Origin of the sequence: Streptomyces sp. B21-105 (assembly GCF_036898465.1) — a bacterium.
In the GTDB taxonomy this organism is placed as follows: Bacteria; Actinomycetota; Actinomycetes; order Streptomycetales; family Streptomycetaceae; genus Streptomyces.
This window is the reverse complement of record NZ_JARUMJ010000001.1, coordinates 2,477,161-2,503,504: the sequence shown is the minus strand read 5'-3', so window position 1 is coordinate 2,503,504 and position 26,344 is coordinate 2,477,161. Positions and strand designations below refer to the sequence as shown.

The 26,344-nt window shown below is 71.3% G+C and carries 20 protein-coding genes and 1 pseudogene; 12 read left to right on the top strand and 9 right to left on the bottom strand.

Annotated elements, in window-relative coordinates:
* The first annotated feature begins 31 nt into the window (after positions 1 to 31).
* On the top strand, positions 32 to 460 hold the full coding sequence (locus QA802_RS11295; protein WP_334520769.1) for a VOC family protein: 429 nt from the start codon (positions 32 to 34) through the stop codon (positions 458 to 460).
* On the opposite strand, the gene QA802_RS11290 is transcribed toward QA802_RS11295, so the two are convergent.
* The 4 genes from QA802_RS11290 to QA802_RS11275 all read right to left on the bottom strand — a co-directional run bounded on the left by QA802_RS11290 (position 451) and on the right by QA802_RS11275 (position 3,465).
* Complete coding sequence (locus QA802_RS11290) at positions 451 to 1,755, bottom strand: MFS transporter (protein ID WP_334520766.1); 1,305 nt, start codon at positions 1,753 to 1,755, stop codon at positions 451 to 453. The two genes, QA802_RS11295 and QA802_RS11290, sit on opposite strands and share 10 nt — an antisense overlap.
* Positions 1,752 to 1,904 carry a hypothetical protein gene (locus QA802_RS11285; protein WP_334520763.1) on the bottom strand — a complete coding sequence of 51 codons (153 nt, stop codon included), beginning with the start codon at positions 1,902 to 1,904 and terminating at the stop codon, positions 1,752 to 1,754. Before QA802_RS11285 ends, QA802_RS11290 begins: the two co-directional genes overlap by 4 nt.
* Before the next feature lie 74 nt (positions 1,905 to 1,978).
* Positions 1,979 to 2,533 (bottom strand): methylated-DNA--[protein]-cysteine S-methyltransferase, encoded by a 555-nt coding sequence (locus QA802_RS11280; protein ID WP_334520761.1) that lies wholly within the window; start codon positions 2,531 to 2,533, stop codon positions 1,979 to 1,981.
* A 59-nt stretch (positions 2,534 to 2,592) separates the two neighbouring features.
* Positions 2,593 to 3,465 (bottom strand): glycerophosphodiester phosphodiesterase, encoded by an 873-nt coding sequence (locus tag QA802_RS11275; RefSeq protein ID WP_334520759.1) that lies wholly within the window; start codon positions 3,463 to 3,465, stop codon positions 2,593 to 2,595.
* Between the two features lie 283 nt (positions 3,466 to 3,748).
* On the opposite strand from QA802_RS11275, the gene QA802_RS11270 reads away from it, so the two are divergent.
* From QA802_RS11270 to QA802_RS11250, 5 genes are all read left to right on the top strand, one after another.
* On the top strand, positions 3,749 to 4,615 hold the full coding sequence (locus QA802_RS11270) for an MHYT domain-containing protein (RefSeq protein WP_334520756.1): 867 nt from the start codon (positions 3,749 to 3,751) through the stop codon (positions 4,613 to 4,615).
* Between the two features lie 72 nt (positions 4,616 to 4,687).
* Complete coding sequence (gene uvrB, locus QA802_RS11265; protein WP_319167357.1) at positions 4,688 to 6,832, top strand: excinuclease ABC subunit UvrB; 2,145 nt, start codon at positions 4,688 to 4,690, stop codon at positions 6,830 to 6,832.
* A 161-nt stretch (positions 6,833 to 6,993) separates the two neighbouring features.
* On the top strand, positions 6,994 to 7,572 hold the full coding sequence (locus tag QA802_RS11260; RefSeq protein WP_079663041.1) for a TerD family protein: 579 nt from the start codon (positions 6,994 to 6,996) through the stop codon (positions 7,570 to 7,572).
* A gap of 61 nt (positions 7,573 to 7,633) precedes the next feature.
* Entirely contained in the window at positions 7,634 to 9,688 is a 2,055-nt protein-coding gene (locus tag QA802_RS11255) for a TerD family protein (protein ID WP_334520750.1), read from the top strand.
* A 222-nt stretch (positions 9,689 to 9,910) separates the two neighbouring features.
* Positions 9,911 to 10,912, top strand: a complete 1,002-nt coding sequence (locus QA802_RS11250) for a TerC/Alx family metal homeostasis membrane protein (protein WP_334520747.1) — start codon at positions 9,911 to 9,913, stop codon at positions 10,910 to 10,912.
* Between the two features lie 951 nt (positions 10,913 to 11,863).
* On the opposite strand, the pseudogene QA802_RS11245 reads toward QA802_RS11250, so the two are convergent.
* Together QA802_RS11245 and QA802_RS11240 are read right to left on the bottom strand one after the other, a co-directional pair.
* Positions 11,864 to 12,399: pseudogene (locus QA802_RS11245) on the bottom strand (MFS transporter); the annotation flags it as partial.
* Between the two features lie 106 nt (positions 12,400 to 12,505).
* Positions 12,506 to 13,552: a S66 family peptidase gene (locus QA802_RS11240; protein ID WP_334520744.1), complete on the bottom strand. Its 1,047-nt coding sequence runs from the start codon at positions 13,550 to 13,552 to the stop codon at positions 12,506 to 12,508.
* Positions 13,553 to 13,648: 96 nt separating this feature from the next.
* Between QA802_RS11240 and aroQ the strand changes: the two genes are divergently transcribed.
* Positions 13,649 to 14,122, top strand: coding sequence for a type II 3-dehydroquinate dehydratase (gene aroQ, locus QA802_RS11235; protein WP_334520743.1), 474 nt, complete (start codon positions 13,649 to 13,651; stop codon positions 14,120 to 14,122).
* Positions 14,123 to 14,892: 770 nt separating this feature from the next.
* Here the strand turns inward: aroQ and QA802_RS11230 are convergent.
* Complete coding sequence (locus QA802_RS11230; protein ID WP_334520740.1) at positions 14,893 to 15,543, bottom strand: MBL fold metallo-hydrolase; 651 nt, start codon at positions 15,541 to 15,543, stop codon at positions 14,893 to 14,895.
* A 9-nt stretch (positions 15,544 to 15,552) separates the two neighbouring features.
* Positions 15,553 to 16,239, bottom strand: coding sequence for a maleylpyruvate isomerase family mycothiol-dependent enzyme (locus QA802_RS11225; RefSeq protein ID WP_334520737.1), 687 nt, complete (start codon positions 16,237 to 16,239; stop codon positions 15,553 to 15,555).
* Positions 16,240 to 16,473: 234 nt separating this feature from the next.
* Here QA802_RS11225 and uvrA point away from each other — a divergent pair, with 234 nt between their 5' ends.
* On the top strand, positions 16,474 to 19,530 hold the full coding sequence (gene uvrA / locus QA802_RS11220) for an excinuclease ABC subunit UvrA (RefSeq protein ID WP_334520734.1): 3,057 nt from the start codon (positions 16,474 to 16,476) through the stop codon (positions 19,528 to 19,530).
* A gap of 191 nt (positions 19,531 to 19,721) precedes the next feature.
* Here uvrA and QA802_RS11215 read toward each other — a convergent pair whose 3' ends face one another.
* Positions 19,722 to 20,690, bottom strand: coding sequence for a hypothetical protein (locus tag QA802_RS11215; protein ID WP_334520731.1), 969 nt, complete (start codon positions 20,688 to 20,690; stop codon positions 19,722 to 19,724).
* Between the two features lie 329 nt (positions 20,691 to 21,019).
* On the opposite strand from QA802_RS11215, the gene uvrC reads away from it, so the two are divergent.
* The 4 genes from uvrC to whiA are packed head-to-tail and all read left to right on the top strand — an operon-like array spanning position 21,020 to position 26,344.
* Positions 21,020 to 23,236: an excinuclease ABC subunit UvrC gene (gene uvrC / locus QA802_RS11210; protein WP_334520728.1), complete on the top strand. Its 2,217-nt coding sequence runs from the start codon at positions 21,020 to 21,022 to the stop codon at positions 23,234 to 23,236.
* Entirely contained in the window at positions 23,233 to 24,300 is a 1,068-nt protein-coding gene (gene rapZ / locus QA802_RS11205) for an RNase adapter RapZ (RefSeq protein ID WP_334520725.1), read from the top strand. Before uvrC ends, rapZ begins: the two co-directional genes overlap by 4 nt.
* On the top strand, positions 24,297 to 25,364 hold the full coding sequence (locus tag QA802_RS11200; protein WP_319167330.1) for a gluconeogenesis factor YvcK family protein: 1,068 nt from the start codon (positions 24,297 to 24,299) through the stop codon (positions 25,362 to 25,364). The genes rapZ and QA802_RS11200 overlap by 4 nt, the downstream gene beginning before the upstream one ends.
* Complete coding sequence (gene whiA, locus QA802_RS11195) at positions 25,355 to 26,344, top strand: DNA-binding protein WhiA (RefSeq protein WP_057580302.1); 990 nt, start codon at positions 25,355 to 25,357, stop codon at positions 26,342 to 26,344. Before QA802_RS11200 ends, whiA begins: the two co-directional genes overlap by 10 nt.

Below are 26,344 nucleotides of genomic sequence, written 5' to 3'. Positions count from 1 at the left end.
TCCTGTGGGGCAGGACACCAGCCTGGAAGGCATGAAGGAGCACACGGCACGTCTCGACCACGTCGTCCTGTGGGTGCGCGACCCGGCAGCCGCGGCCGACTTCTACGAGCGGACCGTCGGGCTGACGCCCGTCAGACTCGCCGAGTTCGTCGCCGGTGAGGCGCCCTTCCCCTCCGTCCGCGTCAGCGAGGACTCGCTGCTCGACCTGATGCCGTCGGCGGCAGCGGAGCGCATGAGGATGCTTCCCGGGGCCGCCGACAGCGCGGGGCATCCCGCGAACCACGTCTGCCTCGCCCTGCCGAGGGGAGACTTCGACGCCCTCCGCGGCCGCCTGGAGGAGCGGGCCGTCCCGGTGTCGGATGTCGCGCACGGCTCCTTCGGCGCCCGCGGTGACGCCACGCGCAGCTTCTACTTCCGCGACCCGGACGGCAACGTCGTGGAGGCGCGGCACTACGACTGACGATCGCCGCCCACACCGCCCACACCGCCGCCGCGGCCCCCGCTCCGGGTGAACAACGCCAGGGCGGCCAGCGGGAGGAGCAGGGCAGCCGCGGCGACGTTGAGCCACCCGTAGCTCGCCCGTGCCACCACGAGCCCGGCGATCGCCCCGCCGACGCCCGCCGAGGTGTTCATGGCGAGGTCGGAGATTCCCTGGGCGGCGGCCCGCGCGGACTGCGGCACCGCGTCGGTGAGCAGCGCCGAACCGGAGACCAGCCCGGCCGACCAGCCGAGGCCCAGGACGAACAGTCCGGCGGCGGTCTGCCGGGGGTCGTCGCCCGCCGTCCCCGCCAGGAACAGGGCCACGGCCAGCAGCCCCGCCGCGAGGCCCGTCACCGAGAAGCGCCCCACCCGGTCGGCCAGCCGCCCCATCAACGGCGCGAACGCGTACATGCCGACGATGTGCCCGCTGATGACCAGCCCGATCAGCTCGATGCTCGCGCCGTGATGGGCGAGGTCCACCGGGGTCATCGACATGACCGAGACCATTGCCGTGTGCGACACGGCCACCGTCACCAGCGCCAGCCGTGCGCGCGGCGAGGCGGCGACGGCCGCCAGACCCGCCCGCAGGGAACGGGCCTCGGAGGACCGCTCGTCCTCCGGCGCCAGCGCGCGGGCCGTCAGCAGCGGATCCGGGCGCAGCCAGACCGCCACGACCACCGCCGCGACGACGAAGACGCCGGCCGCCCACAGGAAGGGGCCCGCCGCCGCGGGTATCCCGAGCCCGGCGACGCTGCGGCCGGCGGGCGCGGCGATGTTCGGGCCGAGGACCGCACCGACGGTCGTCGCCCACACGACGTCGGAGATGGCCCGAGCCCGGTGCCGCGGCTCGGCGAGGTCGGCGGCGGCGAACCGGGCCTGCAGATTCGCCGAGGAGGCCGCGCCGAACGCGGCCATGCCGCACAGCAGCAGCGGAAAGTTCCCGAAGTGTGCCGCCACCACCACGACGCCGGCACCCAGCGCGCCGATGAGGTAGGCCAGCACCAGCCCCGGACGGCGGCCGCGCGCGGTCATCAACGCGGCCATCGGCATCGACAGCACGGCCGTGCCGGCGACGGTCGCGGTGGGCGCGAGCCCGGACAAGGCCTCCGTGCCGCTGACCTGCCGGGCCAGGACGGCTGCCAGCGCGATGCCGGTGGCGACGCCGAGCCCGCCGAGGATCTGGCTGGCGACCAGCACGACGGTCGTGCGACGGCGCAGCGCGGGCAGCCGCACCGCGTCCACGGGCGGCGCCGCGGCGCGCTCGGCGGCGGTCACGTGAGGCTCCTCTCCACGGCGCCGGCATGCGTCGCCGCACGGACGGTCCGCACCACGAACGGGGACTGCGCCACCAGGAGGGCGAGCTGCGCCACCGCGTGGCGGTGCGTGGCGGCCCGGCCGCGCGGGCACATGGACATGTGGGTCACCGGCGCAGTCTCCCCCCTCTGCTCCGCCGCGCCCAGACCCCGGCGGAGCGGCTCGGACCACCGATACGAACGGTTCAGAACAACGGCTCGGGCAGGACCCCTTCCAGGGCGAGCAGCTTCCTCTTCGTCTCCAGACCGCCGCCGAAGCCGCCGATGCCGCCGTCCCTCTCCACCACCCGGTGACAGGGCACGACGAGCGGCAGCGGATTGGATCCCATCGCCGCTCCCACCGCCTGCGCCGCCCCCGGCTGCCCCACCCGCTCCGCCAGATCGCCGTAGCCCACGACGGCCCCGTAGGGAACGCCGGAGGCCAGCTCGCGCAGCACCCGGCGGTTGAAGCCCGAGATCAGGGACCAGTCCAGGGGTAGCTCGAAGACCTGCCGCCGCCCTGAGAAGTAGGCGTCGAACTGGCGTATCGCCTCGGCCAGCAACGGGCAGCCGGGCGCCTCGACGGGCTCCGTGCCCAGCCGCTCCGCCAGCCTGGCGAGCGCTTTGTCGCGCACCGCGTCGGTGGCGTGGAAGACGACGTTGAGCAGCCCCACGGAGGTCGCCGCCAGCATCAGCGGCCCGATGTCGGTGCCGACGACGGCCCACACGACCCGCTGCCCGTACTCCGCATGGCTGTCCATGCGCCCACGGTACGGGCAGCCACTGACAACGCCCGGCGAGGGCCGCATGTCAGTACCAGTCAGTACCAGTACAGCGCCCGCCGGACCACGTCGGGCTTGTCGGTGATGACGCCGTCGACGCCGTATCCGGCGACGGCCCGGGCGGTCTCCGAGTCGTCGACGGTCCAGGTGAAGACCTTCATCGGCCGCCCGTGCGGCCCGGTGAGCTCCTGCACGGCGGCGACGTACGCCCAGGAGAGGGCCGTGTAGGACGGGTTGACCTGGTCGGCGAAGACCGAGAACCGGGGCAGGTCCGACAGAGCCGGCATGCCGAGCATGCCGGTCTGCACCGCGGGCATCAGCTCGTGGACCGTCCGCAGACAGTCGGCGTTGAGACTCTGCACGATGAGCCGGTTGGCGAGGTGGCGCTCGTCCAGCCACCCCTCGTCGCCCAGGAGCTTGAGCACCTCCTGCTCGATGCCCGGGTAGAGCTCGGGGTTCTTGATCTCCAGAAGCAGTTTCTGGTGGTTGCGGTCGACCAGGTCGACGTACTGCGTCAGCGTCGGCACACGCACGCCCGCGTAGGCGGGGGCGAACCAGCTTCCCGCGTCGAGGCGCGCGATCTCCGCGGCGGTGAAGTCCTTCACCTTCCAGGGAGCCCGGTCCGGAAACACCTCTTCGACGTCGGTCGTCCGACGGAGGCTTTCGTCGTGGATGACCACGAGTTCGCCGTCCCGGGTGCGCTGGACGTCGTTCTCCACCCAGAGAGTGCCCAGCGACGCCGCGCGGTCCACGGCGTCCAGGGTGTTCTCGGGGGCGAGGGCGGAGGCCCCCCGGTGAGCGATCACCGCGGGCCGCGACGAGATGCCCGCGCGGGCGCTGTGGACGGGAATCAGGAGTGCCACGGCGCCCAGGACCGCGGTGGTCGTGACGGCAACTACGCGTGTGTGCATGCGTACTCCTCGCGTCGAGCGATCACATACAGCTCAACAGTGACAGCACAGGGTGCACCGCGGAGGGGCGCGGGACGACCGCGCACCACGCGAGGAGACGCCCGACACCCCTCACCGGTGCCGCACATGTGGGGCAAGGACGTGTTTCTTTGCCGGAAAATCGTTCGACCATTCCGGTGGGAGTCATACTTTCCTTCGGCCTTGACGGCGCGCAGCGGTCCTGGAAGGCCGTGTTCCGCAGACATCGGGCAAGATCCAGCAACAGGGCGAAGGGCAACCGCGCATGCACGGCACGGTCGACGGTTTCAGCTACGGACTCGTCACCCCGCTGGTGGCTTACCTCATGGCCTGCCTCGGCGGTGCGCTGGGCCTGCGCTGCACTGCCAGAGCCCTGCGCGTCGCCCACTCCTGGCGGCCGGGATGGCTCGCCCTCGGCTCCGCGGCGATCGGCTCCGGGATCTGGACCATGCACTTCATCGCGATGATCGGCTTCACCGTCCGGGGCGCCCCGATCCACTACGACAAACCCATGACCTACGGCAGCCTGGGCGTCGCCGTCGTCATGGTGGGCGTCGGGATCTTCATCGTCGGCTACCGGGGCGCGACCGGAACCGCGTTGTTCACCGGGGGGACCCTCACCGGTCTCGGCATCGCGTCGATGCACTACCTGGGCATGGCCGGGATGCGCCTGAACGGCACCTTCGAGTACAACACGGTCACCGTCTACGTCTCCGTCGCCATCGCCATGGCCGCCGCCACCGCCGCCCTGTGGGCCGCGGGGCAGGTCAGGGGATTCCTGTGGAGCATGGGCGCCAGCCTGGTCATGGGGCTCGCCGTCACCGGCATGCACTACACCGGCATGGCCGCCCTCAGCGTCCATCTGCACACGGGCGGCGCCCCGACCGCCGGCGACTCGCCCGCCGCCCTGCTCGCACCGATGCTGATCGGCCCCCTCGCGTTCCTCTGCCTCGCCGGCGTCGTCGTGATGTTCGACCCGCTGATGGCGACGGGCAAGCTCGACCGGACGCCCGTGCCGCACGAACCCGGCGTCCCGGCGCACCCGCCCCTCGGGCACCCGGCACGCGGCGCCCGGCTCCACGCCCGCCGCACCGTGGCCCACCGCGAGCCCCGCACCCCGCAGAACCGCTGAGCCGGCTCCTGCGGACGCCCCGAAACCCCTGATCGGACCCCGTTGTCAGTGGGGGGTCGTACGGTGGATGGCATGCGGCCCGTTTCCCACATCGAACGCACGGTGGCGCCCTTCGAGGTCGTCAGTCCCTACCAGCCCAGCGGCGACCAGCCGACGGCCATCGCCGAGCTCGCCCAGCGCGTCGAAGCGGGCGAGAAAGACGTCGTCCTGCTCGGCGCGACCGGCACCGGAAAGTCCGCCACCACCGCGTGGATGATCGAGAAGCTCCAGCGCCCCACCCTGGTGATGGCGCCGAACAAGACCCTGGCCGCCCAGCTGGCGAACGAGTTCCGGGAGCTGCTGCCGAACAACGCCGTCGAATACTTCGTCTCGTACTACGACTACTACCAGCCCGAGGCGTACGTCCCGCAGTCGGACACCTACATCGAGAAGGACTCCTCGATCAACGAGGAGGTCGAGCGCCTGCGTCACTCCGCGACCAACTCACTGCTCACCCGCCGTGACGTGGTCGTGGTCGCCTCGGTCTCCTGCATCTACGGCCTCGGCACCCCGCAGGAGTACGTGGACCGGATGGTCCCCCTCAGAGTCGGCGACGAGCTCGACCGGGACCAACTGCTGCGCCGCTTCGTCGACATCCAGTACACCCGCAACGACCTGGCGTTCACCCGTGGCACCTTCCGGGTGCGCGGCGACACCATCGAGATCTTCCCGGTCTACGAGGAACTCGCCGTCCGTATCGAGATGTTCGGCGACGAGATCGAGGGCCTGTCCACCCTGCACCCGCTCACCGGCGAGATCATCAGCGAGGACCAGCAGCTGTACATCTTCCCCGCCACCCATTACGTGGCGGGCCCCGAGCGGCTCGAGCGGGCCGCGAACGACATCGAGAAGGAGCTCGGCGAACGCCTGGCCGAGCTGGAGAAGCAGGGCAAGCTGCTGGAGGCGCAGCGCCTGCGCATGCGCACCACGTACGACCTCGAGATGCTCCGCCAGATCGGCTCCTGCTCCGGCGTCGAGAACTACTCGATGCACTTCGACGGCCGCTCGCCCGGCTCCCCGCCGAACACCCTGCTCGACTACTTCCCGGACGACTTCCTGCTCGTCATCGACGAGTCCCATGTCACCGTGCCGCAGATCGGCGCCATGTACGAGGGCGACGCCTCCCGTAAGCGCACCCTCGTCGACCACGGCTTCCGGCTGCCCTCGGCGCTCGACAACCGCCCGCTGAAATGGGAGGAGTTCCAGGAGCGCATCGGGCAGACCGTGTACCTGTCGGCGACTCCCGGCAAGTACGAGCTCTCGCGCGGGGACGGCGTCGTGGAGCAGATCATCCGCCCCACCGGCCTCATCGACCCCGAGGTCGTCGTCAAGCCCACCGAGGGCCAGATCGACGACCTGGTGCACGAGATCCGGCAACGCGTCGAGAAGGACGAACGCGTCCTGGTGACCACGCTCACGAAGAAGATGGCCGAGGACCTCACCGCCTACTTCCTGGAACTCGGCATCCAGGTGCGCTACCTGCACAGCGACGTCGACACGCTGCGCCGTATCGAGCTGCTGCGCGAGCTGCGCGCCGGCGAGTTCGACGTCCTGGTCGGCATCAACCTCCTGCGGGAGGGCCTCGACCTGCCCGAGGTGTCCCTGGTGGCGATCCTCGACGCCGACAAGGAGGGCTTCCTGCGCTCCGGAACCTCGCTCATCCAGACCATCGGCCGGGCGGCGCGCAACGTCTCCGGACAGGTCCACATGTACGCCGACAAGATCACCCCGGGCATGGAACGGGCCATCGACGAGACCAACCGCCGCCGGGAGAAGCAGGTCGCCTACAACACCGCCAACGGCATCGACCCGCAACCGCTCCGCAAGAAGATCAACGACATCGTCGCGCAGATCGCCCGCGAGGAGGTCGACACGGAGCAGCTGCTCGGCTCGGGCTACCGGGCGAAGAAGGACGGCCGCGCCACCAAGGCCCCGGTGCCCTCCCTCGGCGACAAGGCGGCCAAGGGCGCGAAGTCCGGGCAGGCCAGGGGCAAGGCGGCGGTGACGGTGCCGACCGACCGTCCGGCGGCCGAACTCGCCGAGCAGATCGAGGAGATGACCGAGCGCATGCGGGCCGCCGCAGCGGACCTGCAGTTCGAGGTCGCCGCCCGGATCCGCGACGAAGTCTCCGAGATGAAGAAGGAATTGCGCCAGATGAAAGAGGCGGGTCTGGCCTGACGGACCCGTGCGACTCCTGTGCCCCGGCCCCGCACGTGCTGTGTTGCAAGACCGACACAAAGTGCGGGCCTGGGTACGGCACTGTCAGTGCCTTTGCGTAGGGTTTCCGACAACCGCGGGCGCCGCGGCAACAGGGGACAGTCCGAGAGGGGAATCAGCGCGTGACCGTCAACATGACCAAGGGTCAGGCCATCAGTCTGCAGAAGAACGACGGGGGCAGCCTGACCGCGGTGCGCATGGGTCTCGGCTGGCAGGCGGCCCCGCGGCGCGGCCTGTTCGGCTCCCGGACCCGGGAGATCGACCTCGACGCCTCGGCCGTTCTGTTCGCGGACAAGCAGCCGGTCGACGTCGTCTTCTTCCGTCACCTGGTGAGCGACGACGGCTCAGTCCGCCACACCGGTGACAACCTGGTCGGCGGCGTCGGCCAGGGCGGCGACGACGAGGCGATCCTCGTCGACCTCGCGCGCGTGCCGGTCCACATCGACCAGATCATCTTCACCGTGAACTCGTTCACCGGCCAGACGTTCCAGGAGGTGCAGAACGCCTTCTGCCGCCTGGTCGACGAGACCAACGGCCAGGAGCTGGCGCGCTACACGCTCGCGGGTGGCGGCGCGTACACGGCGCAGATCATGGCGAAGGTGCACCGGGTCGGCGGAGGCTGGAACATGACGGCCCTCGGCACCCCGGCCAACGGCCGTACCTTCCAGGACCTGATGCCCGCGATCCTGCCGGCACTGTAAGGCCGTCGGCCGGCGAGCGGTACCACCACAACACCACACGTGACGCAGGGGGACGAAGGCGATGACGGCCGAGCTGGTGCGGGGGCAGAACCACCCGCTCTCCCAGGTCCGGCTCGAGATCCGGATCTCGGCCGGCAAGCCCGTCGTGGCGACGGCCGTTCTCGGCGACGAGAGCGGCAGGATCCACGGCGTCGAACGGGTGGCCCATCCGGGCGGGCCCACACTGCCCGGCCTGGAGGTCTCCCGCCAGGCCGCCGCGGACCACCGCCTCGCGGTGGACCTGGACGCCGTGCCGGCGGCCGTGCACCGGGTCGGCGTCGTGCTGGCGCTGCCCACGGGAGTCGGCGGACCGGTCTCCTTCGGCGCGGTGGCGGCCCCCTTCGTCGCGGTCACCGGCCTCGACGGGGCCGAGATCGCCACCTTCACCCTCACCGGCCTGGACGCCGAGTCGGCCGTCGTCGCACTGGAGCTGTACCGGCGGCAGGGCGCGTGGAAGGTGCGAGCGGTCGGCCAGGGTTACGCGGGCGGCCTCGCCGAACTCCTCACCGACCAGGGCCTGGCGCAGGCGCACCGACTCGCGGCCGAGATCAACGACGCCGTGGTGCGGGGCCTGGCCCGCTCGGTGCCGGCTCCGCCTCCGCGCACGCCCGACGGCGACCGCTCCCGGCAGACGGCACCGTCCGCGCTCGGCCCGGAGCAGAGCGGCTCGCCGTACGGCCCGCAGAACACCCCCGGCGCCCAGGGAACGCACGGCGCCCAGGGCACCTCGGGGAGTCAGAGCACCGGCGGCCCGTACGGAGCGACATCGAGCCCCCATGGGCCCTCGAACCCGGCGGGCGGCGCCACGCCGTCCGACCCCGAGCCCGCGCAGGCCGTGCCCGCGCCCGCCGCCGGCGGTCCGATCGACTACAGCCATCCGTGTCGGCAGAACACGGCTCCGCCCCCGCTGCCGCCCACCGCGCCCCCGGCGCAGCCCGGGGAGCCCGCCCGGCCGGTGGCCGGCGACGCGACCGGCTGGTCCATGGAGGAGCGGCTCTACAACCAGGTCTGGGGCATGTTCGAGGACCTGGCCCGCAGCACCGCCGCATACCGCAGCGCGGTCGACTTCGCCGACGCGCGGATGGAGAAGGAGCTCGATCAGGTCCTGTCCGACCCGCGCAGCAGGATCAGCGGCCAGGGCGATGCCGCCCGCGAGGCGGCGCAGGCCAAGCACGGTCAGCTCGTCGACCAGGCCCGGGAGGCCCTGGACCGCGACCTCGGCCAGCTCGGCGCCGAGGCCGACGTCGTGGAACCGGCGCTGCCCGCCGCGTACGCGCGCTGGGACAACCCCGTCTGGCACGGCTACCGCGTCCCCATGGAGATGCCCATGGCGCTGCGTCTGGGCGACCTCCACGTGCCCGAGAGCGAGCCGCTGCGCATCCCGATGCTGGTCCGGCTCCCCCTCGAACGCGGGCTGTGGATCGACAGCGGGCGTACCGGCTCGTCCGACGGACTGTTCGCCGACGCGCACGACATGCGTCGCCTGGCCATGGAGTCGGCCGTGGCGCACACGGCCCGGCTGCTCGCGGTGCATCCGGCCGGCGAGTTCACCGTGCACGTCCTCGACCCGGCCGGTTCGGGCGCCGGGGAGCTGGCGCCGCTGGTGCGGTCCGGGGTCCTCGCGGCCCCGCCCGCGGCCGGTGCGGCGGGCGTGGCGGCCGTCCTGGGGCAGCTCACCGAGCGGGTCGACCTGGTGCAGATGGCGGTGCGCGGCGGAGTGGCCGACGCCCTGCCGCCCGGCTTCGACACCGCCCAGCAGTTGCTCGTCGTCAACGACTTCCCGCATGGCTTCGACGACCGTGCCGTGACCCAGCTGCGCTATCTCGCGGACGAGGGCCCAGCCGTCGGCGTGCACCTGATGATGGTCGCCGACCGGGAGGACGCCGCTGGTTACGGTCCGTTGCTGGACCCGCTGTGGCGCGGGCTGCTGAGGCTGACCCCGGTGGCCGACGACCACCTCGCCGACCCCTGGGTGGGCCATGCGTGGACATACGAGCCGAGCCTGGCGCCGCCCGGCAGTCAGGTGCTGCAGCAGGTGCTGGCACAGGTGGCGGCGGCCCGCACCAACTATTCGTAAACTCCCCTGACCAGTAGACTTGGCCTTGATTTTGCCAAGTGCTTTACCTTTTCTTGGTAATCGGGGTACTCTTCTTCTCACGGAGGGGAGTACTCCCTGCTGCGGCGTACCCGTCAATACGGATCAGGCCTGATCCCGGGGCGCCGGCCCTTCACGGGTGGAAGAGACCTCCGGCAGCGCGACGGCGCTGTTCACCTGCCGTTACGTACTGCCGGAGGCGCAGTGGATGTTTCCGTGAACCTGTGGGTTCTGACCATCGTCGGCCTGGCCGCCCTGATCGCGGTCGACTTCTTCATCGGCCGCAAACCGCACGACGTCTCGATCAAGGAAGCCGGGATCTGGACGGTCGTCTGGATCGCCCTGGCCGGGCTGTTCGGCCTCGGCCTGTTCCTCTTCTCCGGCGGGCAGCCCGCCGGAGAGTTCTTCGCGGGCTTCATCACCGAGAAGTCGCTCAGCGTCGACAACCTCTTCGTGTTCGTCCTGATCATGGGCAAGTTCGCGGTCCCGTCGCAGTACCAGCAGCGGGTCCTGCTCGTCGGCGTCCTCATAGCCTTGGTCCTGCGGGCGATCTTCATCGCCGCGGGCGCCGCGATCCTCGCCAGCTTCGCGTGGGTCTTCTACCTCTTCGGCGCCTTCCTGATCTGGACGGCCTGGAAGCTCATCCAGGAAGCCCGGGCTGACGACGAGGACGAGGAGTTCGAGGAGAACAAGCTGCTCAAGGCCGCCGAGCGCAGGTTCGGCGTCGCCGACCGCTACCACGGCACGAAGCTGTGGATCGAGCAGAACGGCAAGCGGGTCATGACCCCGATGCTGGTCGTGATGCTCGCGATCGGCACGACCGACGTGCTCTTCGCCCTCGACTCCATCCCCGCCATCTTCGGGCTGACGCAGGACCCGTACATCGTCTTCACCGCCAACGCCTTCGCGCTGATGGGTCTGCGGCAGCTGTACTTCCTCATCGGCGGTCTGCTGAGGAAGCTGGTCCACCTCAGCTACGGCCTGTCGGTCATCCTGGGCTTCATCGGGGTGAAGCTGGTGCTGCACGCGCTGCACGAGTCAGGGGTGCACGTCCCCGAGATCAGCATCCCGGTCTCGCTCGGCGTCATCTGTTCGGTCCTGATCGTCACCACGATCACCAGCCTGCGGGCCTCCCGGAAGCAGGCGGCGGCCGAGGCGGCGCAGACGGCGAGCGAAGGCGCTCCGAAGGACAGCATCGGAGCCTGACCACGCACGACGCAGGAACAACCACCCCCGGGAGCGGTGCGCGGCGAATTGCCGACCACCGCTCCCGGTGCTTCGTTGGTAGTCGGGCGTTTCCGCTGTGGGGCGCCGGAACCGGGCGGTGGAGGCACCATGAGCACGTCGCAGAAGGTCGTGCAGATCGTCCGCTTCGAGCCGACCCCAACGACATCACGTCGGTCCTGGACAACCTGACGGCCCACCACCTCACGGTGGCGGACGGCATCGAGCGGACCACGTACTCCAGCGACTCCTCCGAGATCGTCCGTGTGGCGGTCATCGACCCGGGTCCGACCAGAACACCCGGACACCGCCGACGACGCCACGCGCGTGGTCGACGCCGTCAACCGGTACCCGGGCTGGATCGTGTTCTGCCCGCAGGAGGCAGGCGACACGGCCCTCCCGTACACGACCGACGCCAACGGGCACGTCCAACGGCTCGACCAGTACGGCAAGGTCATCAAGAGCGGCTACCAGGACTACAGCGAGATCGTCGTCTTCACCTCTGCCTACGGCCAGAAGACGCCCAAGCCCCGGCACACTCCCTTCATGGCGGCGGTCGACGCCGACGGCGTCGAGGTCGACGCGTCGGGCCGTGTCACAGCGGTGAAGTCCCCGCGCGGCGGAACGGACGTCCCGCCGGGGGGCATGGTGCTCCAGGGCATCGGTGACGACGCCCAGGCCGAGGGCGGCGCACAGTGGCTCAGGGACCACGCGACGGTGGGCGCGAAGCTCACGTACACCCAACGCGCCACGGACCTCGGCGTGGTGGAGGACCCGACCGACGACGTCGACCTGCCGCTCGACCCCGCGTACCCGTCGATCGACGTCGTCAACGGCACCCACGCTCTGCTGCGGCACGGCAGGGTCGTGGCAGAGCCGGGCGGCAATGTCGCGAACGACCCACGCACAGCCATCGGCGCGGACGGCTGGGGGCCAACCCCACCGCGCGAACTGCGCGTCGGTCAGCGCCGCCGACAGCGCCAGCACCGCCCCGTCGGCGAGCAGGAAGTCCACCGACGGCCCGACCTGAGGGAAGCTCGACCACAGGGCGCGCCGCCCGGCCGGCGCGTGCTCCGCCGTCAGCAGCACCGCCCCGCCCCATTCACCGCCGAGCCCGAGCCCCTGCAGGAAGCGCAGCACGAGCAGCAGCAGGGGAGCGGCCACGCCGATCGCGTCATACGTCGGCACGCAGCCGACCGCGACCGTCGAGGCGCCGGTCAACAGCAGGGAGACGACGAGGACGGGTCGTCGTCCGTGCCGGTCCCGACGTGGCCGAAGAGCACCGCGCCGAGCGCCCTGGCCACGAAGCCCACGCCGAACGTCGCGAACGCGGCCAGCGTCCCCGCCAGCGGCGAGAACGTCGGGAAGAACAGGGGCCCGAGAACCAGTGCGGCCGCCGTCCCGTAGACGAAGAAGTCGTAGAACTCGATGGCGGTCCCGGCGAGCGAGGCGGCGGCGAGCCGGAGCATGGAGGGCGTCCCCGCGGTGCGTGCGTCGTGCATGCCGCGTCAACCCACCACGGCGACCACCGGTTGCGGGGCGCACGAGATCACGGCCCGGTGCCCCGCCGGTCTGTCAGTAGGTGACCGTGATGCGCCGGGCCGGGCCGTCCACGCGGACCGTGCCGCCGTAGGGGATCACCAACTGAGGGTCGGTGTGGCCGAAGTCGACGTCGAAGACGGCCAGCGTGTCTGGGGCGTAGACGGCCAGCGCGCGCTCCACCGCCTCGCGCTGCTCGGTGGCGTACCGGGCGGCCGCCTCGGGGGAGTTGGGGTGCTCGAACGACCACGTCCTGGCACGGGCCATGAGCAGTGCGGGAAAGCGCCGCAGCAGGCCGCGCTCGCCCATGCTGCGCAGGATCAGGAAGACCTCCGTGGCGCTCGGCAGTTCCTCCGACGTCTCCAGGATCAGCACGCCGCCGTCGTACGCCGACGGGTCGGGGGAGACCTCGCGGTCGGCCATCAGCAGCCAGGACAGGATCTCCAGGTTGCCGCCCCAGCTGCGGCCCTCCACCACGCGGTCGGGGCCCCGCCAGGTCCAGCCGCCCCGCTTCGGAGTCTCCGGCTCGGCCGCGAAGGTCGCCGGATCGGCCCAGTCGCCGTTGACGTCGCCCCACCGCTCGGCGGGCCGCAGCTCGTAGGGGCCTGAGGTGAACAGCGCGGCCCGTAGGGAGTCGGCCGTTTGCGGGTGCATGGCTCCGGGGCGCCCGAGCTCGACCATCACACTCGTGCCGTGGTAGCCGACGAGACCGGACGTGTACAGGAACGCCAGCAGGTTGGTGTTGTCGCTCATACCGAAGAACGGCTTGGGATGGGCCCGGATCAACTCCCGGTCGAGGAACGGCAGCACGGTGATCTGGTCGTCCCCGCCGATCGACGCAATCACCGCGGTGACGTCCGGGTCGGCGAACGCGGCGTGGATGTCGTCGGCGCGCGCCTGCGGCGTCGCATCCATCGTGCGCGTGGTCGGGTACTCGACCGGCTCCAGGCCGAAGTTCTCACGCAGCCGGGCGAGGCCCAGTTCGTAGGGGCGCGGGTAGAGCGCCGGCAGGCCTGCCGAGGGCGACAGGACGGCTATGCGGTCGCCGGGGCAGGGCTTGGGCGGGTACACCGGGGTCGTCATGCCTGGAGCGTACGGCCGCTCCGCCCGCTCTTTCACCGTGATAAACCGGGGTCGAGCGGCGGCCCCGGACGGTCGCCCCGACGGACCGGAGGAACCGTGCCCCGCAGCCTGGCCCACGCCCCGATCATGATCCTCAACGGCCCCAACCTGAACCTTCTGGGGCAGCGGCAGCCGGAGATCTACGGTTCCGACACGCTGGCCGACGTCGAGGCGATGTGCGTCGAGGCGGCGGCCGGGCACGGCGGCACGGTGGACTTCCGCCAGTCCAACCACGAGGGCGAGCTGGTCGACTGGATCCAGGAGGCGCGGCTGAACCACTGCGGCATCGTGATCAACCCGGGCGCCTACTCGCACACGTCCGTCGCGATCCTCGACGCGCTCAACACCTGCGACGGCCTGCCGGTGCTGGAGGTCCACATCTCCAACATCCACCAGCGTGAGTCGTTCCGGCACCACTCCTACGTCTCGCTGCGCGCCGACGGCGTCATCGCGGGCTGCGGGGTGCAGGGATACGTGTTCGGCGTGGAGCGGGTCGCGGCGCTGGCGGGCCCGGCCAAGGCGAACGCGTAGGTGCGCCGGGGCCGCCGGTCGAGGGCGGGGAACGTGGACCGGCGGCCCATCCGCGCCGGAGCCGTCATCCCGCGCGGGGCTGCAACCAGTTGACCGTGCAACCACGTGTGTGGGGGAGCGCGCGTGGAGCGCCGGCGCGTGCACGCGATTCACACGGGGCGCGTGAACAGACCTGAAGCCGGCACGGCAGACGTGAATCCGGACCACGCCGAAGTTCGCGACGTCTCACCGCCTACCGTGCACGAGCCGGTGAGACTCATGGCGCCGGGCTGCCTGCCGTTCTCGTCCATCTCGAACTTGTCCTGGGTCTTGGCGTCGACCTTGGTGTGCTTGAGCCAGTGCTTCGACAGGTTGTGCAGGTTCTTGTGCTGGCTTTTTCAGGGCATCGAGTGGCCGGCGCACTTCACCGTGACGAGAAGCTTGTGCGGTCCCGAGGACGGCCTTGCGGTTCGCAGCGGGGCCGGAGGAGCCTCGTGCTCTCGGACGAACAGCTGCACCTTCTGGCCCTCGTTCGCGGGGACAGTCGACGTGGGGGGACCGGGTGGTCGGTCGTCATGGTGGACATGAAGGGTCTCCTTTTGTCGGCCCCTCGTCGGTCGTCCCTCGTGGACCAGGGTCGGTCAGGCGTGAAGCCCGCGCCCCAGCAGGACCGCCGACCGTACGTCGCCCCGTTTCTCGTCAGGCGCCTCCTCATGGTCGGTGACCCGATCCCCGGACGGCTGCGCTCCCTCCCGGGGAACCGGCTACCAGCCGGCTGCCGGGGTAACCGGTTACCAGCCGCGTGCGCGCCACTGGCTCAGGTGGGGGCGTTCCTCACCGAGCGTGGAGTCGTCGCCGTGGCCCGGGTAGATCCACGTCTCGTCGGGGAGGGGGAAGATCTTCTCTTCGAGCCCGTCCATGAGAGACGTGAAGTCCGTCGGGTTCGTCGTCCGCCCAGGACCGCCCGGGAACAGGCAGTCGCCGGTGAAGACGTGGGGGTGGCCGTGCGGGTCGTCGTAGACCAGGGCGATCGAGCCCGGCGTGTGCCCGACCAGGTGGCGTGCCGTCAGCTCCACGTTCCCGACCCGGATGACGTCGCCGTCGACGACCGGGACGTCGGTCGGTACCGGGATGCCGTCGGCGTCCTCGCGGCCGGCGAAGGTACGCGCGCGTGTGGCCGCCACGACCTCGGCGAGCGCCTGCCAGTGGTCGCCGTGCCGGTGGGTGGTGACGACGGACGCGATGCCGTCGTCACCGATGGTGCCGAGCAGTGCCCGCGCGTCGTTCGCCGCGTCGATCAGCAGCTGCTCGTCGGTGGCCCGGCAGCGCAGCAGATAGGCGTTGTTGTTCATCGGGCCGACCGCGATCTTGGTGATCATCAGGTCCTTGAGCTCGTGCACGTCCGCCGGGCCGCCGACCGTCACCTGTCCGCTGTACGTCATGGCCGCAGCTTATAGCGGGGGAAGGGCCGGGAGCGGGCCGCCGGCGGCCGTCAGCCCGGCTCCGGCGCGGCGTCCGGCGAGCCAGCCGAGGAGGTCCGCCGGGGTGCCGGTGACGGTCACCTCGGGCTCGTCCGCATTGCGGCCCGTGCGCCACGCGCGCGTGCCGTCCGTGAGGCGCGTCGGCGGCACGTCGGGATGCCCGGTGAACCGCTCGGCGAGAAACTCGGTCTCCCGCTCGGTGAACTCCGCCGGCAGGTCCTCCAGCTCGTAGCCGACGCCGAGGTCCACGGCGTGCAGCTCGACCTCCACCCACCGCCTGAACGGCAGACGGGACGCCGAGTCGACGACGCCGTTGCGCAGCTCCACCGTGCGCGACCAGTCCGCGGGCACGGCTGCGGCCGCCTGGAAGCGGGCCGCACTCTCCCGGACGTCCGCGAGCTGGACCCGCAGGGGCCGTGGGGCGTCCCGTTCGATGTCGGCGTCGCGCACCTGGGCGTCGGCGTACATGGGACGGCCCTCGAGGACGTTCACCAGGGCGTCCGCGTTGCGGGCGAGGTGAGCGAGGACGTGCCCGCGGCTCCAGCCGGGCAGTCGGGACGGCTCGGCGACCGAGGCGTCGGCCTGTCCGGCGAGTGCGTGGAGCAGCCGCTCGGTCGCGGTACGTACGGACGCCAGGTCATGAGCGTGATCAATCATGGTGCTGACCCTAGCCTCGCCACTCGTTCGGGTGAAGGAGGTCGGCCAAGGCCGCTAATCGAATGCACGTGCTATAAGGTCGGTGGCGGCGTCGGGCATGCTGGAAGGCCGGGGATTGTTGTGAACCGGTGAACCCCGGCTGAATCCCGACCGGCGTTGTCAGTGGCTCCCCCTAGTCTGAGGAAGACGGGGGCCTCGCCCCTGTCACTTCTCTGAAGAAAGGTGCGGACCGGCGTGGCCGACCGTCTCATCGTCCGTGGCGCGCGCGAGCACAATCTCAAGAATGTCTCGCTCGACCTGCCACGCGACTCGCTCATCGTCTTCACGGGCCTGTCGGGGTCGGGTAAGTCCTCGCTGGCCTTCGACACCATCTTCGCCGAGGGCCAGCGGCGCTACGTCGAGTCCCTCTCGTCCTACGCCCGGCAGTTCCTCGGGCAGATGGACAAGCCGGACGTCGACTTCATCGAGGGCCTCTCCCCGGCCGTCTCGATCGACCAGAAGTCGACCTCGCGCAACCCGCGCTCCACAGTGGGCACGATCACCGAGGTCTACGACTATCTGCGGCTGCTCTTCGCGCGCATCGGCAAGCCGCACTGTCCCGAGTGCGCCCGGCCGATCACCCGCCAGTCGCCGCAGGCCATCGTCGACAAGGTGCTGGAGCTGCCGGAGGGCAGCCGCTTCCAGGTGCTCTCGCCGCTGGTGCGTGAGCGCAAGGGCGAGTTCGTCGACCTCTTCGCCGATCTCCAGACCAAGGGCTACAGCCGCGCGCGCGTGAACGGCGAGACGGTCCAGCTGTCCAGCCCGCCCACGCTGAAGAAGCAGGAGAAGCACACCATCGAGGTGGTCATCGACCGCCTCACGGTGAAGGACACCGCCAAGCGCCGGCTCACCGACTCCGTGGAGACCGCCCTCGGGCTCTCCGGCGGGATGGTCGTGCTCGACTTCGTCGACCTCGCCGCGGACGACCCCGAGCGCGAGCGCATGTACTCGGAGCACCTGTACTGCCCGTACGACGACCTGTCCTTCGAGGAGCTCGAGCCGCGCTCGTTCTCCTTCAACTCGCCCTTCGGCGCCTGCCCCGAGTGCTCCGGCATCGGCACGCGCATGGAGGTCGACCCCGAGCTGATCGTCCCGGACGAGGACAAGTCACTCGACGAGGGGGCCATCCACCCCTGGTCGCACGGCCACACAAAGGACTACTTCGGCCGCCTGATCGGAGCCCTCGCCGACGCGCTCGGCTTCCGCACGGACATCCCCTTCGCGGGTCTGCCGCAGCGCGCCAGGAAGGCCCTGCTGCACGGCCACAAGACGCAGATCGAGGTCCGCTACCGCAACCGGTACGGCAGGGAGCGGGTGTACACCACGCCCTTCGAGGGGGCCGTCCCGTTCGTCAAGCGGCGGCACGGCGAGGCCGAGAGCGACGCCAGCCGGGAGCGCTTCGAGGGCTACATGCGCGAGGTGCCCTGCCCCACCTGCCAGGGCACCCGGCTGAAGCCGCTCGTCCTCGCGGTCACGGTCATGGAGAAGTCCATCGCCGAGGTCTCCGGGATGTCCATCAGCGACTGCGCGGAGTTCCTGGGCGAGCTGAAGCTCGACGCCCGCGACAAGAAGATCGCCGAGCGGGTCCTCAAGGAGGTCAACGAGCGGCTGCGGTTCCTGGTCGACGTCGGCCTGGACTACCTCTCGCTCAACCGTGCGGCCGGCACGCTCTCCGGCGGCGAGGCCCAGCGCATCCGGCTGGCCACCCAGATCGGCTCCGGCCTCGTCGGCGTCCTGTACGTCCTCGACGAGCCGTCCATCGGCCTGCACCAGCGTGACAACCACCGGCTGATCGAGACCCTGGTCCGGCTGCGGGACATGGGCAACACGCTCATCGTCGTCGAGCACGACGAGGACACCATCAAGGTCGCCGACTGGATCGTCGACATCGGCCCCGGCGCCGGCGAGCACGGCGGCAAGGTCGTGCACAGCGGCTCGCTGAAGGAACTGCTGGCCAACGCCGAGTCGCAGACGGGGCAGTACCTGTCCGGCAAGAAGGCGATCCCGCTGCCGGACATCCGGCGTCCACAGGATCCCTCGCGCCGGCTCACCGTCCACGGCGCCCGCGAGAACAACCTGCGGGACATCGACGTGTCCTTCCCGCTGGGCCTGTTCACCGCGGTCACCGGCGTCTCCGGCTCCGGCAAGTCCACGCTGGTCAACGACATCCTGTACACGCATCTGGCCCGTGAACTGAACGGCGCGAGGAACGTCCCGGGACGGCACACGCGCGTGGAGGGCGACGACCTCGTCGACAAGGTCGTGCACGTCGACCAGTCGCCCATCGGCCGTACCCCGCGTTCCAACCCGGCCACCTACACCGGTGTCTTCGACCACGTCCGCAAGCTCTTCGCGGAGACGACCGAAGCGAAGGTCCGCGGCTATCTGCCCGGCCGCTTCTCCTTCAACGTCAAGGGCGGCCGCTGCGAGAACTGCGCCGGCGACGGCACGATCAAGATCGAGATGAACTTCCTCCCGGACGTCTACGTCCCGTGCGAGGTGTGCCACGGCGCCCGGTACAACCGGGAGACCCTGGAGGTCCACTACAAGGGCAAGTCCATCGCCGACGTCCTGAACATGCCGATCGAGGAGGCGACGGAGTTCTTCGAGGCCGTCCCCGCGATCGCCCGCCACCTCAACACCCTGAAGGACGTCGGCCTCGGCTACGTCCGGCTCGGTCAGGCCGCGACGACCCTGTCCGGCGGCGAGGCCCAGCGGGTGAAGCTCGCCAGCGAGTTGCAGAAGCGCTCCACGGGCCGCACGGTCTACGTCCTGGACGAGCCGACCACGGGCCTGCACTTCGAGGACATCAGCAAGCTCCTGAAGGTCCTCTCGGGCCTGGTCGAGAAGGGCAACACGGTCATCGTCATCGAGCACAACCTCGATGTGATCAAGACCGCCGACTGGGTCGTCGACATGGGCCCCGAGGGCGGCGCGGGCGGCGGACTCGTCATCGCCGAGGGCACGCCGGAGGAGGTCGCCGCGGTGCCGACCAGCCACACCGGGAAGTTCCTGCGGGAGATCCTCGACGCCGACCGGATCAGCGACGGGGCCCCGGTCCGGGCCCCGCGCAAGGCGGCGGCGAAGAAGACGGTCGCGGCCCGGACGACGACGCGCAAGACGGCCACCACGGCCACCGCCACGAGCGCAGCGAAGACGACCGCGAAGACGACGGCGAAGTCCGCTGCCGCCAAGTCGGCCGCGACGAAGGCGACCCCTGAGAAGAAGACGACGCGGGCCCGCAAGGCCTGACGCGGACACGCCGCGCGTGGGCCGAGCCCTGCCGCGCACACGGGCGGGGATCGGCGGTAGAACGGCGCCTCGCGGGAACTCCCGCGGGGCGCCTTCGCGTCCTCGAAGGCCGGGGCGAGGCGACGTCGCGCACGGTCGGGAAGGCCCTTCCGTCCCGGGCGCACCCGGTCAGGCCCGGTCTCCGCAACCGTTCAGGCCCAGTCCCAGCCGATGCCCACCATCCCGGACCGCACGCGCGGCTCCACGAGGTGCACCGAGCGGTGCCGGCCGCTGAGCGGCAGATCCTGGCGGCCGCCGCGCGGCGCCGCCGCCGAGTGCTGAGTGAACCGGTGACAGCGCACGGGAAGCGCGTTCTCCGTGAAGCGGACCTGGAGCGCGTACTGGCCGCCGGCCGCCCCGAAGTCGCGCACGTACTCGCGGGACACGCCGGCGGTGCCGTCCTCGACGCAGTAACGGAAGAGGAAGGTGTCGCCGGCCCGCAGCCGGGTGTCGAACAGGAACTCCGCCACGAGCACGCCGGTGTCGTGATGGCGGCGCACCCGGCCCGCCCGGCAGTTCTCCAGGGCGTGCACGGTCATCCGCTCCGGGGCGCAGCCGGGGTCGCCGTGATGGACGGCGACGAAGCGGTCGACGCCGTCGCGATGGGCGCGCACGATGTGCTGCGACTCGCGGCCGGAAAGCTCGCGTCGCGCCCCGATGCGCACTCGCTCATGATGACCGAGCGTGTGCAGACCCTCGTCCACCGAGCACTCCAGTTCGGCGAGCAGTTGTTCGAGGACTCCGGAGGCCTGCAACAGCGAACGGTAGGAGCGGCCCGCGGAGGCCCGCGCCGACGCGGATCCGTGTCCGTCGTCCGACTCGGAGAGCAGCCGGATGAGGGACTCGTCCGGCAGGTGCAGGATCTCCTCCAGCGCGCGCACGGCCCGCAGCGACTCGGGGCGCTGCGGCCGCCGGGCGCCCTGCTGCCAGTAGCTCAGGCTCGTCACGCCCACCCTGACCCCGTACCGGGACAGGTGATGCTGGACGCGCTGCAGCGGCAGTCCGCGGGCGGCGATCGCGGCTCGCAGCGCCACGTGGAAGGGGCCGCCCTGCAGGGCCGTGTCCAGTTCCGCGGCGGGGGCCTGACCGGCGGTGTCCGCGTGCTGTGGGGCGTGCGGCATGCAAGGGGCCTTTCTGTGAATGCTCACGACGGCTGGTCGGACCGTTCGCGCAACGGTCGGGGCCTTGCCGGCGCGCGCAGCGTTTTCACATCCGTAAGGCGGCGTTCAGGCCCCGAGTCCCCCCGCATTGAAGCGTGTTGACCAAGTCCCGACAACACCTGATGCCCGAGTGGCATGTGCGCCTGGCCGAGTCGACGCCCCGGCCCCGCCCCTCCCGTGCCCCGGCCCCGCCCCTCCCGCGCCCGTGTCGGCGCGGGGTCCGGGCGGACGCTCCGGCCGTTGTCCACAGCCCCACCGGAGTGTCACCCCGCGCCAGTAGGGTGTGAGACATGGCCGATCCCTCCAGCTACCGCCCCAAGCCGGGACAGATCCCGGACTCTCCCGGGGTGTACCGGTTCCGCGACGAGCACCGCCGGGTGATCTACGTCGGAAAGGCGAAGAGCCTGCGCCAGCGCCTGGCGAACTACTTCCAGGATCTGGCGGGCCTGCACCCGCGCACCCGCTCGATGGTCACCACGGCCGCGTCGGTGGAGTGGACGGTGGTGTCCACGGAGGTCGAGGCGCTGCAGCTGGAGTACTCCTGGATCAAGGAGTACGACCCCCGGTTCAACGTCAAGTACCGCGACGACAAGAGCTACCCGTACCTCGCGGTCACGATGAACGAGGAGTACCCGCGTGTGCAGGTGATGCGCGGCCAGAAGAAGAAGGGCGTCAGGTACTTCGGGCCGTACGCGCACGCGTGGGCGATCCGGGACACGGTAGACCTGCTGCTGCGCGTCTTCCCCGTACGCACCTGCTCCGCCGGCGTCTTCAAGAACGCGTCACGCACCGGTCGGCCCTGCCTGCTCGGCTACATCGGCAAGTGCTCCGCGCCCTGCGTGGAGCGCATCGGCGCCGACGACCACCGGGAACTGGCCGACGAGTTCTGCGACTTCATGACCGGCCGTACCGGCACCTATCTCCGCCGTCTGGAGAAGCAGATGACGGAGGCGGCCGAGGAGATGGAGTACGAGCGGGCCGCCCGCCTGCGCGACGACATCGAGGCGCTGAAGAAGGCCATGGAGAAGAGCGCGGTCGTGCTGGCGGACGCGACCGACGCCGACCTGATCGCCGTCGCCGAGGACGAGCTGGAGGCGGCCGTCCAGATCTTCCACGTCCGTGGCGGGCGGGTGCGCGGTCAGCGCGGCTGGGTGACCGACAAGGTCGAGGACGTCACGACGGGCGCCCTCGTCGAGCACGCCCTCCAGCAGCTGTACGGCGAGGAGAGCGGCGACTCCGTCCCCAAGGAGGTCCTGGTCCCCGCCCTGCCCGAGCCCGCGGAACCCGTCCAGGAGTGGCTCACCGGGCGCCGCGGGTCGAACGTGTCCCTGCGCATCCCGCAGCGAGGTGACAAGAAGGCCCTGATGGAGACGGTCGAGCGCAACGCGCAGCAGGCGCTCGTGCTGCACAAGACCAGGCGCGCCTCCGACCTGACCACGCGCTCGCGTGCCCTGGAGGAGATCGCCGAGGCCCTCGATCTGGACAGCGCCCCGCTGCGGATCGAGTGCTACGACATCTCCCACCTCCAGGGCGACGACGTGGTGGCCTCCATGGTCGTCTTCGAGGACGGCCTCCAGCGCAAGAGCGAGTACCGCCGCTTCCAGATCAAGGGCTTCGAGGGCCAGGACGACGTACGCTCCATGCACGAGGTGATCACCCGCCGCTTCCGGCGCTACCTCGTCGAGAAGGAGCGCACCGGCGAGTGGACCGACGGCGAGACCACCCCCGCCGAGGCCACCGGGACGGCGCCCGCCGAGGCCACCGGGACGGCGCCCGCCGCCACCACCGGAACGCTCCCCGCCGACGCCGGAGGCATCTCCGCGCGCGCAGACGCCGAGGGCGCCCCCGTCCATGCCGCCGGGGAGCTCCTCACCGATACCGCCGAAGCGCCTCTGACCAGCAGCCTCAAGGACGAGGACGGCCGCCCCAGGCGCTTCGCCTACCCGCCCCAGCTCGTCGTCGTCGACGGCGGACAGCCGCAGGTGGCTGCCGCCAGGCGGGCGCTGGACGAGCTCGGCATCGACGACATCGCCGTCTGCGGCCTCGCCAAGCGCCTGGAGGAGGTCTGGCTGCCGGGCGACGACGACCCCGTCGTCCTGCCCCGCAGCAGCGAGGGCCTCTACCTGCTCCAGCGCGTCCGTGACGAGGCCCACCGCTTCGCGATCACCTACCAGCGCACCAAACGGGCCAAGCGCTTCCGCGCCGGCCCGCTCGACGAGGTGCAGGGTCTCGGTGAGACCCGCAAGCAGGCGCTGATCAAGCACTTCGGCTCGGTGAAGAAGCTCCGGGCCGCGACGATCCAGCAGATCTGCGAGGTCCCGGGGATAGGCCGCAAGACGGCCGAGACCATCGCCGCGGCCCTTGCCCGGGCGGCGCCGCCCGCCCCCGCCGTGAACACGGCCACCGGAGAGATCATTGAGGAAGAGGAACCCGGCGCCACGCCGGATTCCCCCGGAGACCCCGTCACCGCGGGCGCCCCGGAAGAACGACGGGGGCAGGAGACATGACCGAGCACGACGCAGACCCCACGGGGCGGCGGGAACAGTCGCCCACTACTGTGCCGACAGCCGCGTCCCGGCAGGGACACAGGGATCCCGGCGAGGATCCCGCCCGGCACCCCGCGGTCCCCGACAGCCCGCAGCAAGAAGCACGCCATGAAGACGGAGCACAGGTGAGTACCGACGTCTCGCCGCCCGGGATCCCCGAGGCGGCCATCCCCGAGCTGGTGATCATCTCCGGCATGTCCGGGGCCGGCCGTTCGACCGCGGCCAAGTGTCTGGAGGACCTCGGCTGGTTCGTCGTCGACAACCTGCCGCCCGCCCTGATCCCGACCATGGTGGAGCTGGGCGCCCGTTCCCAGGGCAACGTGGCGCGGATCGCGGTCGTCGTCGACGTCCGCGGCCGGCGCTTCTTCGACAACCTCCGCGAGTCGCTCGCCGACCTCGAGACGAAGGGCGTCACCCGGCGGATCGTCTTCCTCGAGTCCTCCGACGACGCCCTGGTGCGCCGCTTCGAGGGGGTGCGCCGCCCGCACCCCCTGCAGGGGGACGGCCGCATCGTCGACGGCATCGCCGCCGAGCGGGAGCTGCTGCGCGAGCTGCGCGGCGACGCCGACCTGGTGATCGACACCTCCAGCCTCAACGTGCACGAACTGCGCGCCAAGATGGACGCCCAGTTCGCCGGCGAGGAAGAGCCCGAGCTGCGGGCCACCGTCATGTCCTTCGGCTTCAAGTACGGCCTGCCGGTCGACGCCGACCTGGTCGTGGACATGCGGTTCCTGCCCAACCCGCACTGGGTCCCGGAGCTGCGCCCCTACACCGGGCTCAACGAGGAGGTCTCGGCGTACGTCCTCAACCAGCCCGGCGCCAAGGAGTTCCTGGACCGGTACGCGGAGCTCCTCCAGCTGGTCGCCGCGGGCTACCGCCGGGAGGGCAAGCGCTATGTGACCATCGCGGTCGGCTGCACGGGCGGCAAGCACCGCTCGGTGGCCATGTCGGAGAAGCTCGCCGCGCGCCTCGCCGCCGAGGGCGTGGAGACGGTGGTCGTGCACCGGGACATGGGACGGGAATGACGGGACGTTCTCCACGGCTCGGCCGGTTGCGCAGGGTCGCCCCGGAGGGGCGCACGGGCCGGCCGGCCGAGGCCCGCGGCGGCAAACCGCGCCGTCGCGGCGCGCAGCCCAAGGTGGTCGCCCTCGGCGGCGGCATGGGCCTGTCCGCCTCGCTCACCGCGCTGCGCCGGATCACCGGCGACCTCACCGGCGTGGTCACGGTGGCCGACGACGGCGGTTCCAGCGGCCGTCTGCGCGAGGAACTGGGCGTCCTGCCGCCGGGCGACCTGCGCAAGGCGCTCGCCGCGCTGTGCGGCGACGACGACTGGGGCCAGACCTGGGCCCGGGTCATCCAGCACCGCTTCCAGTCGCAGGGCGAGATCAACGGTCACGCGGTGGGCAACCTGCTGATCGTCGCCCTGTGGGAGCAGCTCGGCGACCACGTGCAGGCCCTGGACCTGGTCGGCCGGCTGCTCGGCGCGCAGGGGCGCGTGCTGCCGATGTCCGCCGTGCCGCTGGAGCTCCAGGCGCTGGTGAAGGGGCACGATCCTGAGCGGCCCGACGACGTCGACACGGTCCGGGGGCAGGCGACCGTGGCCCTGACGCCGGGCGAGGTGCAGTCCGTGCACCTGGTGCCGCACGACCCGCCGGCCGTCCCGGAGGCCGTCGAAGCCGTCCTGGACGCCGACTGGGTGGTGCTGGGGCCGGGCTCCTGGTTCTCCTCGGTCATGCCGCATCTGCTGGTGCCCGACCTGCTCGACGCGCTCATGGAGACGAAGGCGCGCCGGGTGCTCTCCTTGAACCTCGCTCCGCAACCCGGTGAAACCGACGGCTTCTCCCCGCAGCGTCATTTGGAGGTTTTGGGACGACACGCCCCTAAACTCGCCCTGGACGTGGTGCTGGCCGACGAGGCCGCCGTGCCCGACCGCGACTCGCTGGCCGACGCCGCCCAGAGGTTCGGAGCCGCGGTCGAGCTGGCGCCGGTGGCCCGGCCCGACGGCACCCCGAGGCACGACCCGGAGCTGTTGGCCGCCGCGTACGACCGTATTTTTCGGATGCATGGAAGGATCGGCCCATGGCGATGACGGCAGCGGTGAAGGACGAGATCTCCCGGCTCCCCGTCACCCGGACCTGCTGCAGAAAGGCGGAGGTCTCCGCCATCCTGCGGTTCGCCGGCGGCCTCCACCTGGTGAGCGGGCGGATCGTGATCGAGGCGGAGCTGGACACGGCGATGGCGGCCCGCCGGCTCAAGCGGGACATCCTGGAGATCTTCGGCCACGGCTCGGAGCTGATCGTGATGGCGCCCGGCGGTCTGCGCCGCGGCTCGCGCTATGTCGTGCGGGTGGTCGCGGGCGGTGACCAGCTCGCCCGCCAGACAGGGCTCGTGGACGGCCGCGGGCGCCCCATCCGGGGCCTGCCCCCGCAGGTGGTCTCCGGCGCGACCTGCGACGCCGAGGCGGCCTGGCGCGGCGCCTTCCTGGCGCACGGCTCGCTCACCGAGCCCGGCCGCTCGTCCTCGCTGGAGGTGACCTGCCCGGGCCCCGAGGCCGCGCTCGCGCTGGTCGGCGCGGCCCGCCGGCTCTCCATCGCGGCGAAGGCCCGGGAGGTACGCGGCGTCGACCGGGTCGTGGTCCGCGACGGCGACGCGATCGGCGCCCTGCTCACCCGGCTGGGCGCGCACGAGTCGGTGCTGGCCTGGGAGGAGCGCCGGATGCGCCGCGAGGTGCGCGCCACGGCGAACCGGCTCGCCAACTTCGACGACGCCAACCTGCGCCGCTCGGCACGCGCCGCGGTCGCCGCCGGGGCCCGCGTCCAGCGGGCCCTGGAGATCCTCGGCGACGAGGTGCCCGAGCACCTCGCGGCGGCCGGCCGGCTGCGCATGGACCACAAGCAGGCTTCTCTGGAGGAGTTGGGCGCGCTCGCCGACCCGCCGCTGACGAAGGACGCGGTCGCCGGGCGGATCCGCCGGCTGCTGGCGATGGCCGACAAGCGGGCCTCGGACCTCGGCATCCCGGGCACGGAGTGCAACCTCAGCGAGGAGCTCGCCGACAACCTGGTGGGCTGA

Coding starts and splice junctions, on each gene's coding strand:
- QA802_RS11225 (WP_334520737.1), bottom strand. CDS start 16,239: ATGATTGATCACGCTCATGACCTGGCGTCCGTACGTACCGCGACCGAG.
- QA802_RS11275 (WP_334520759.1), bottom strand. CDS start 3,465: ATGCACACACGCGTAGTTGCCGTCACGACCACCGCGGTCCTGGGCGCC.
- whiA (WP_057580302.1), top strand. CDS start 25,355: ATGGCGATGACGGCAGCGGTGAAGGACGAGATCTCCCGGCTCCCCGTC.
- QA802_RS11295 (WP_334520769.1), top strand. CDS start 32: ATGAAGGAGCACACGGCACGTCTCGACCACGTCGTCCTGTGGGTGCGC.
- QA802_RS11240 (WP_334520744.1), bottom strand. CDS start 13,552: ATGACGACCCCGGTGTACCCGCCCAAGCCCTGCCCCGGCGACCGCATA.
- QA802_RS11270 (WP_334520756.1), top strand. CDS start 3,749: ATGCACGGCACGGTCGACGGTTTCAGCTACGGACTCGTCACCCCGCTG.
- QA802_RS11200 (WP_319167330.1), top strand. CDS start 24,297: ATGACGGGACGTTCTCCACGGCTCGGCCGGTTGCGCAGGGTCGCCCCG.
- QA802_RS11280 (WP_334520761.1), bottom strand. CDS start 2,533: ATGGACAGCCATGCGGAGTACGGGCAGCGGGTCGTGTGGGCCGTCGTC.
- QA802_RS11255 (WP_334520750.1), top strand. CDS start 7,634: ATGACGGCCGAGCTGGTGCGGGGGCAGAACCACCCGCTCTCCCAGGTC.
- QA802_RS11230 (WP_334520740.1), bottom strand. CDS start 15,543: ATGACGTACAGCGGACAGGTGACGGTCGGCGGCCCGGCGGACGTGCAC.
- uvrC (WP_334520728.1), top strand. CDS start 21,020: ATGGCCGATCCCTCCAGCTACCGCCCCAAGCCGGGACAGATCCCGGAC.
- uvrB (WP_319167357.1), top strand. CDS start 4,688: ATGCGGCCCGTTTCCCACATCGAACGCACGGTGGCGCCCTTCGAGGTC.
- QA802_RS11215 (WP_334520731.1), bottom strand. CDS start 20,690: ATGCCGCACGCCCCACAGCACGCGGACACCGCCGGTCAGGCCCCCGCC.
- rapZ (WP_334520725.1), top strand. CDS start 23,233: ATGACCGAGCACGACGCAGACCCCACGGGGCGGCGGGAACAGTCGCCC.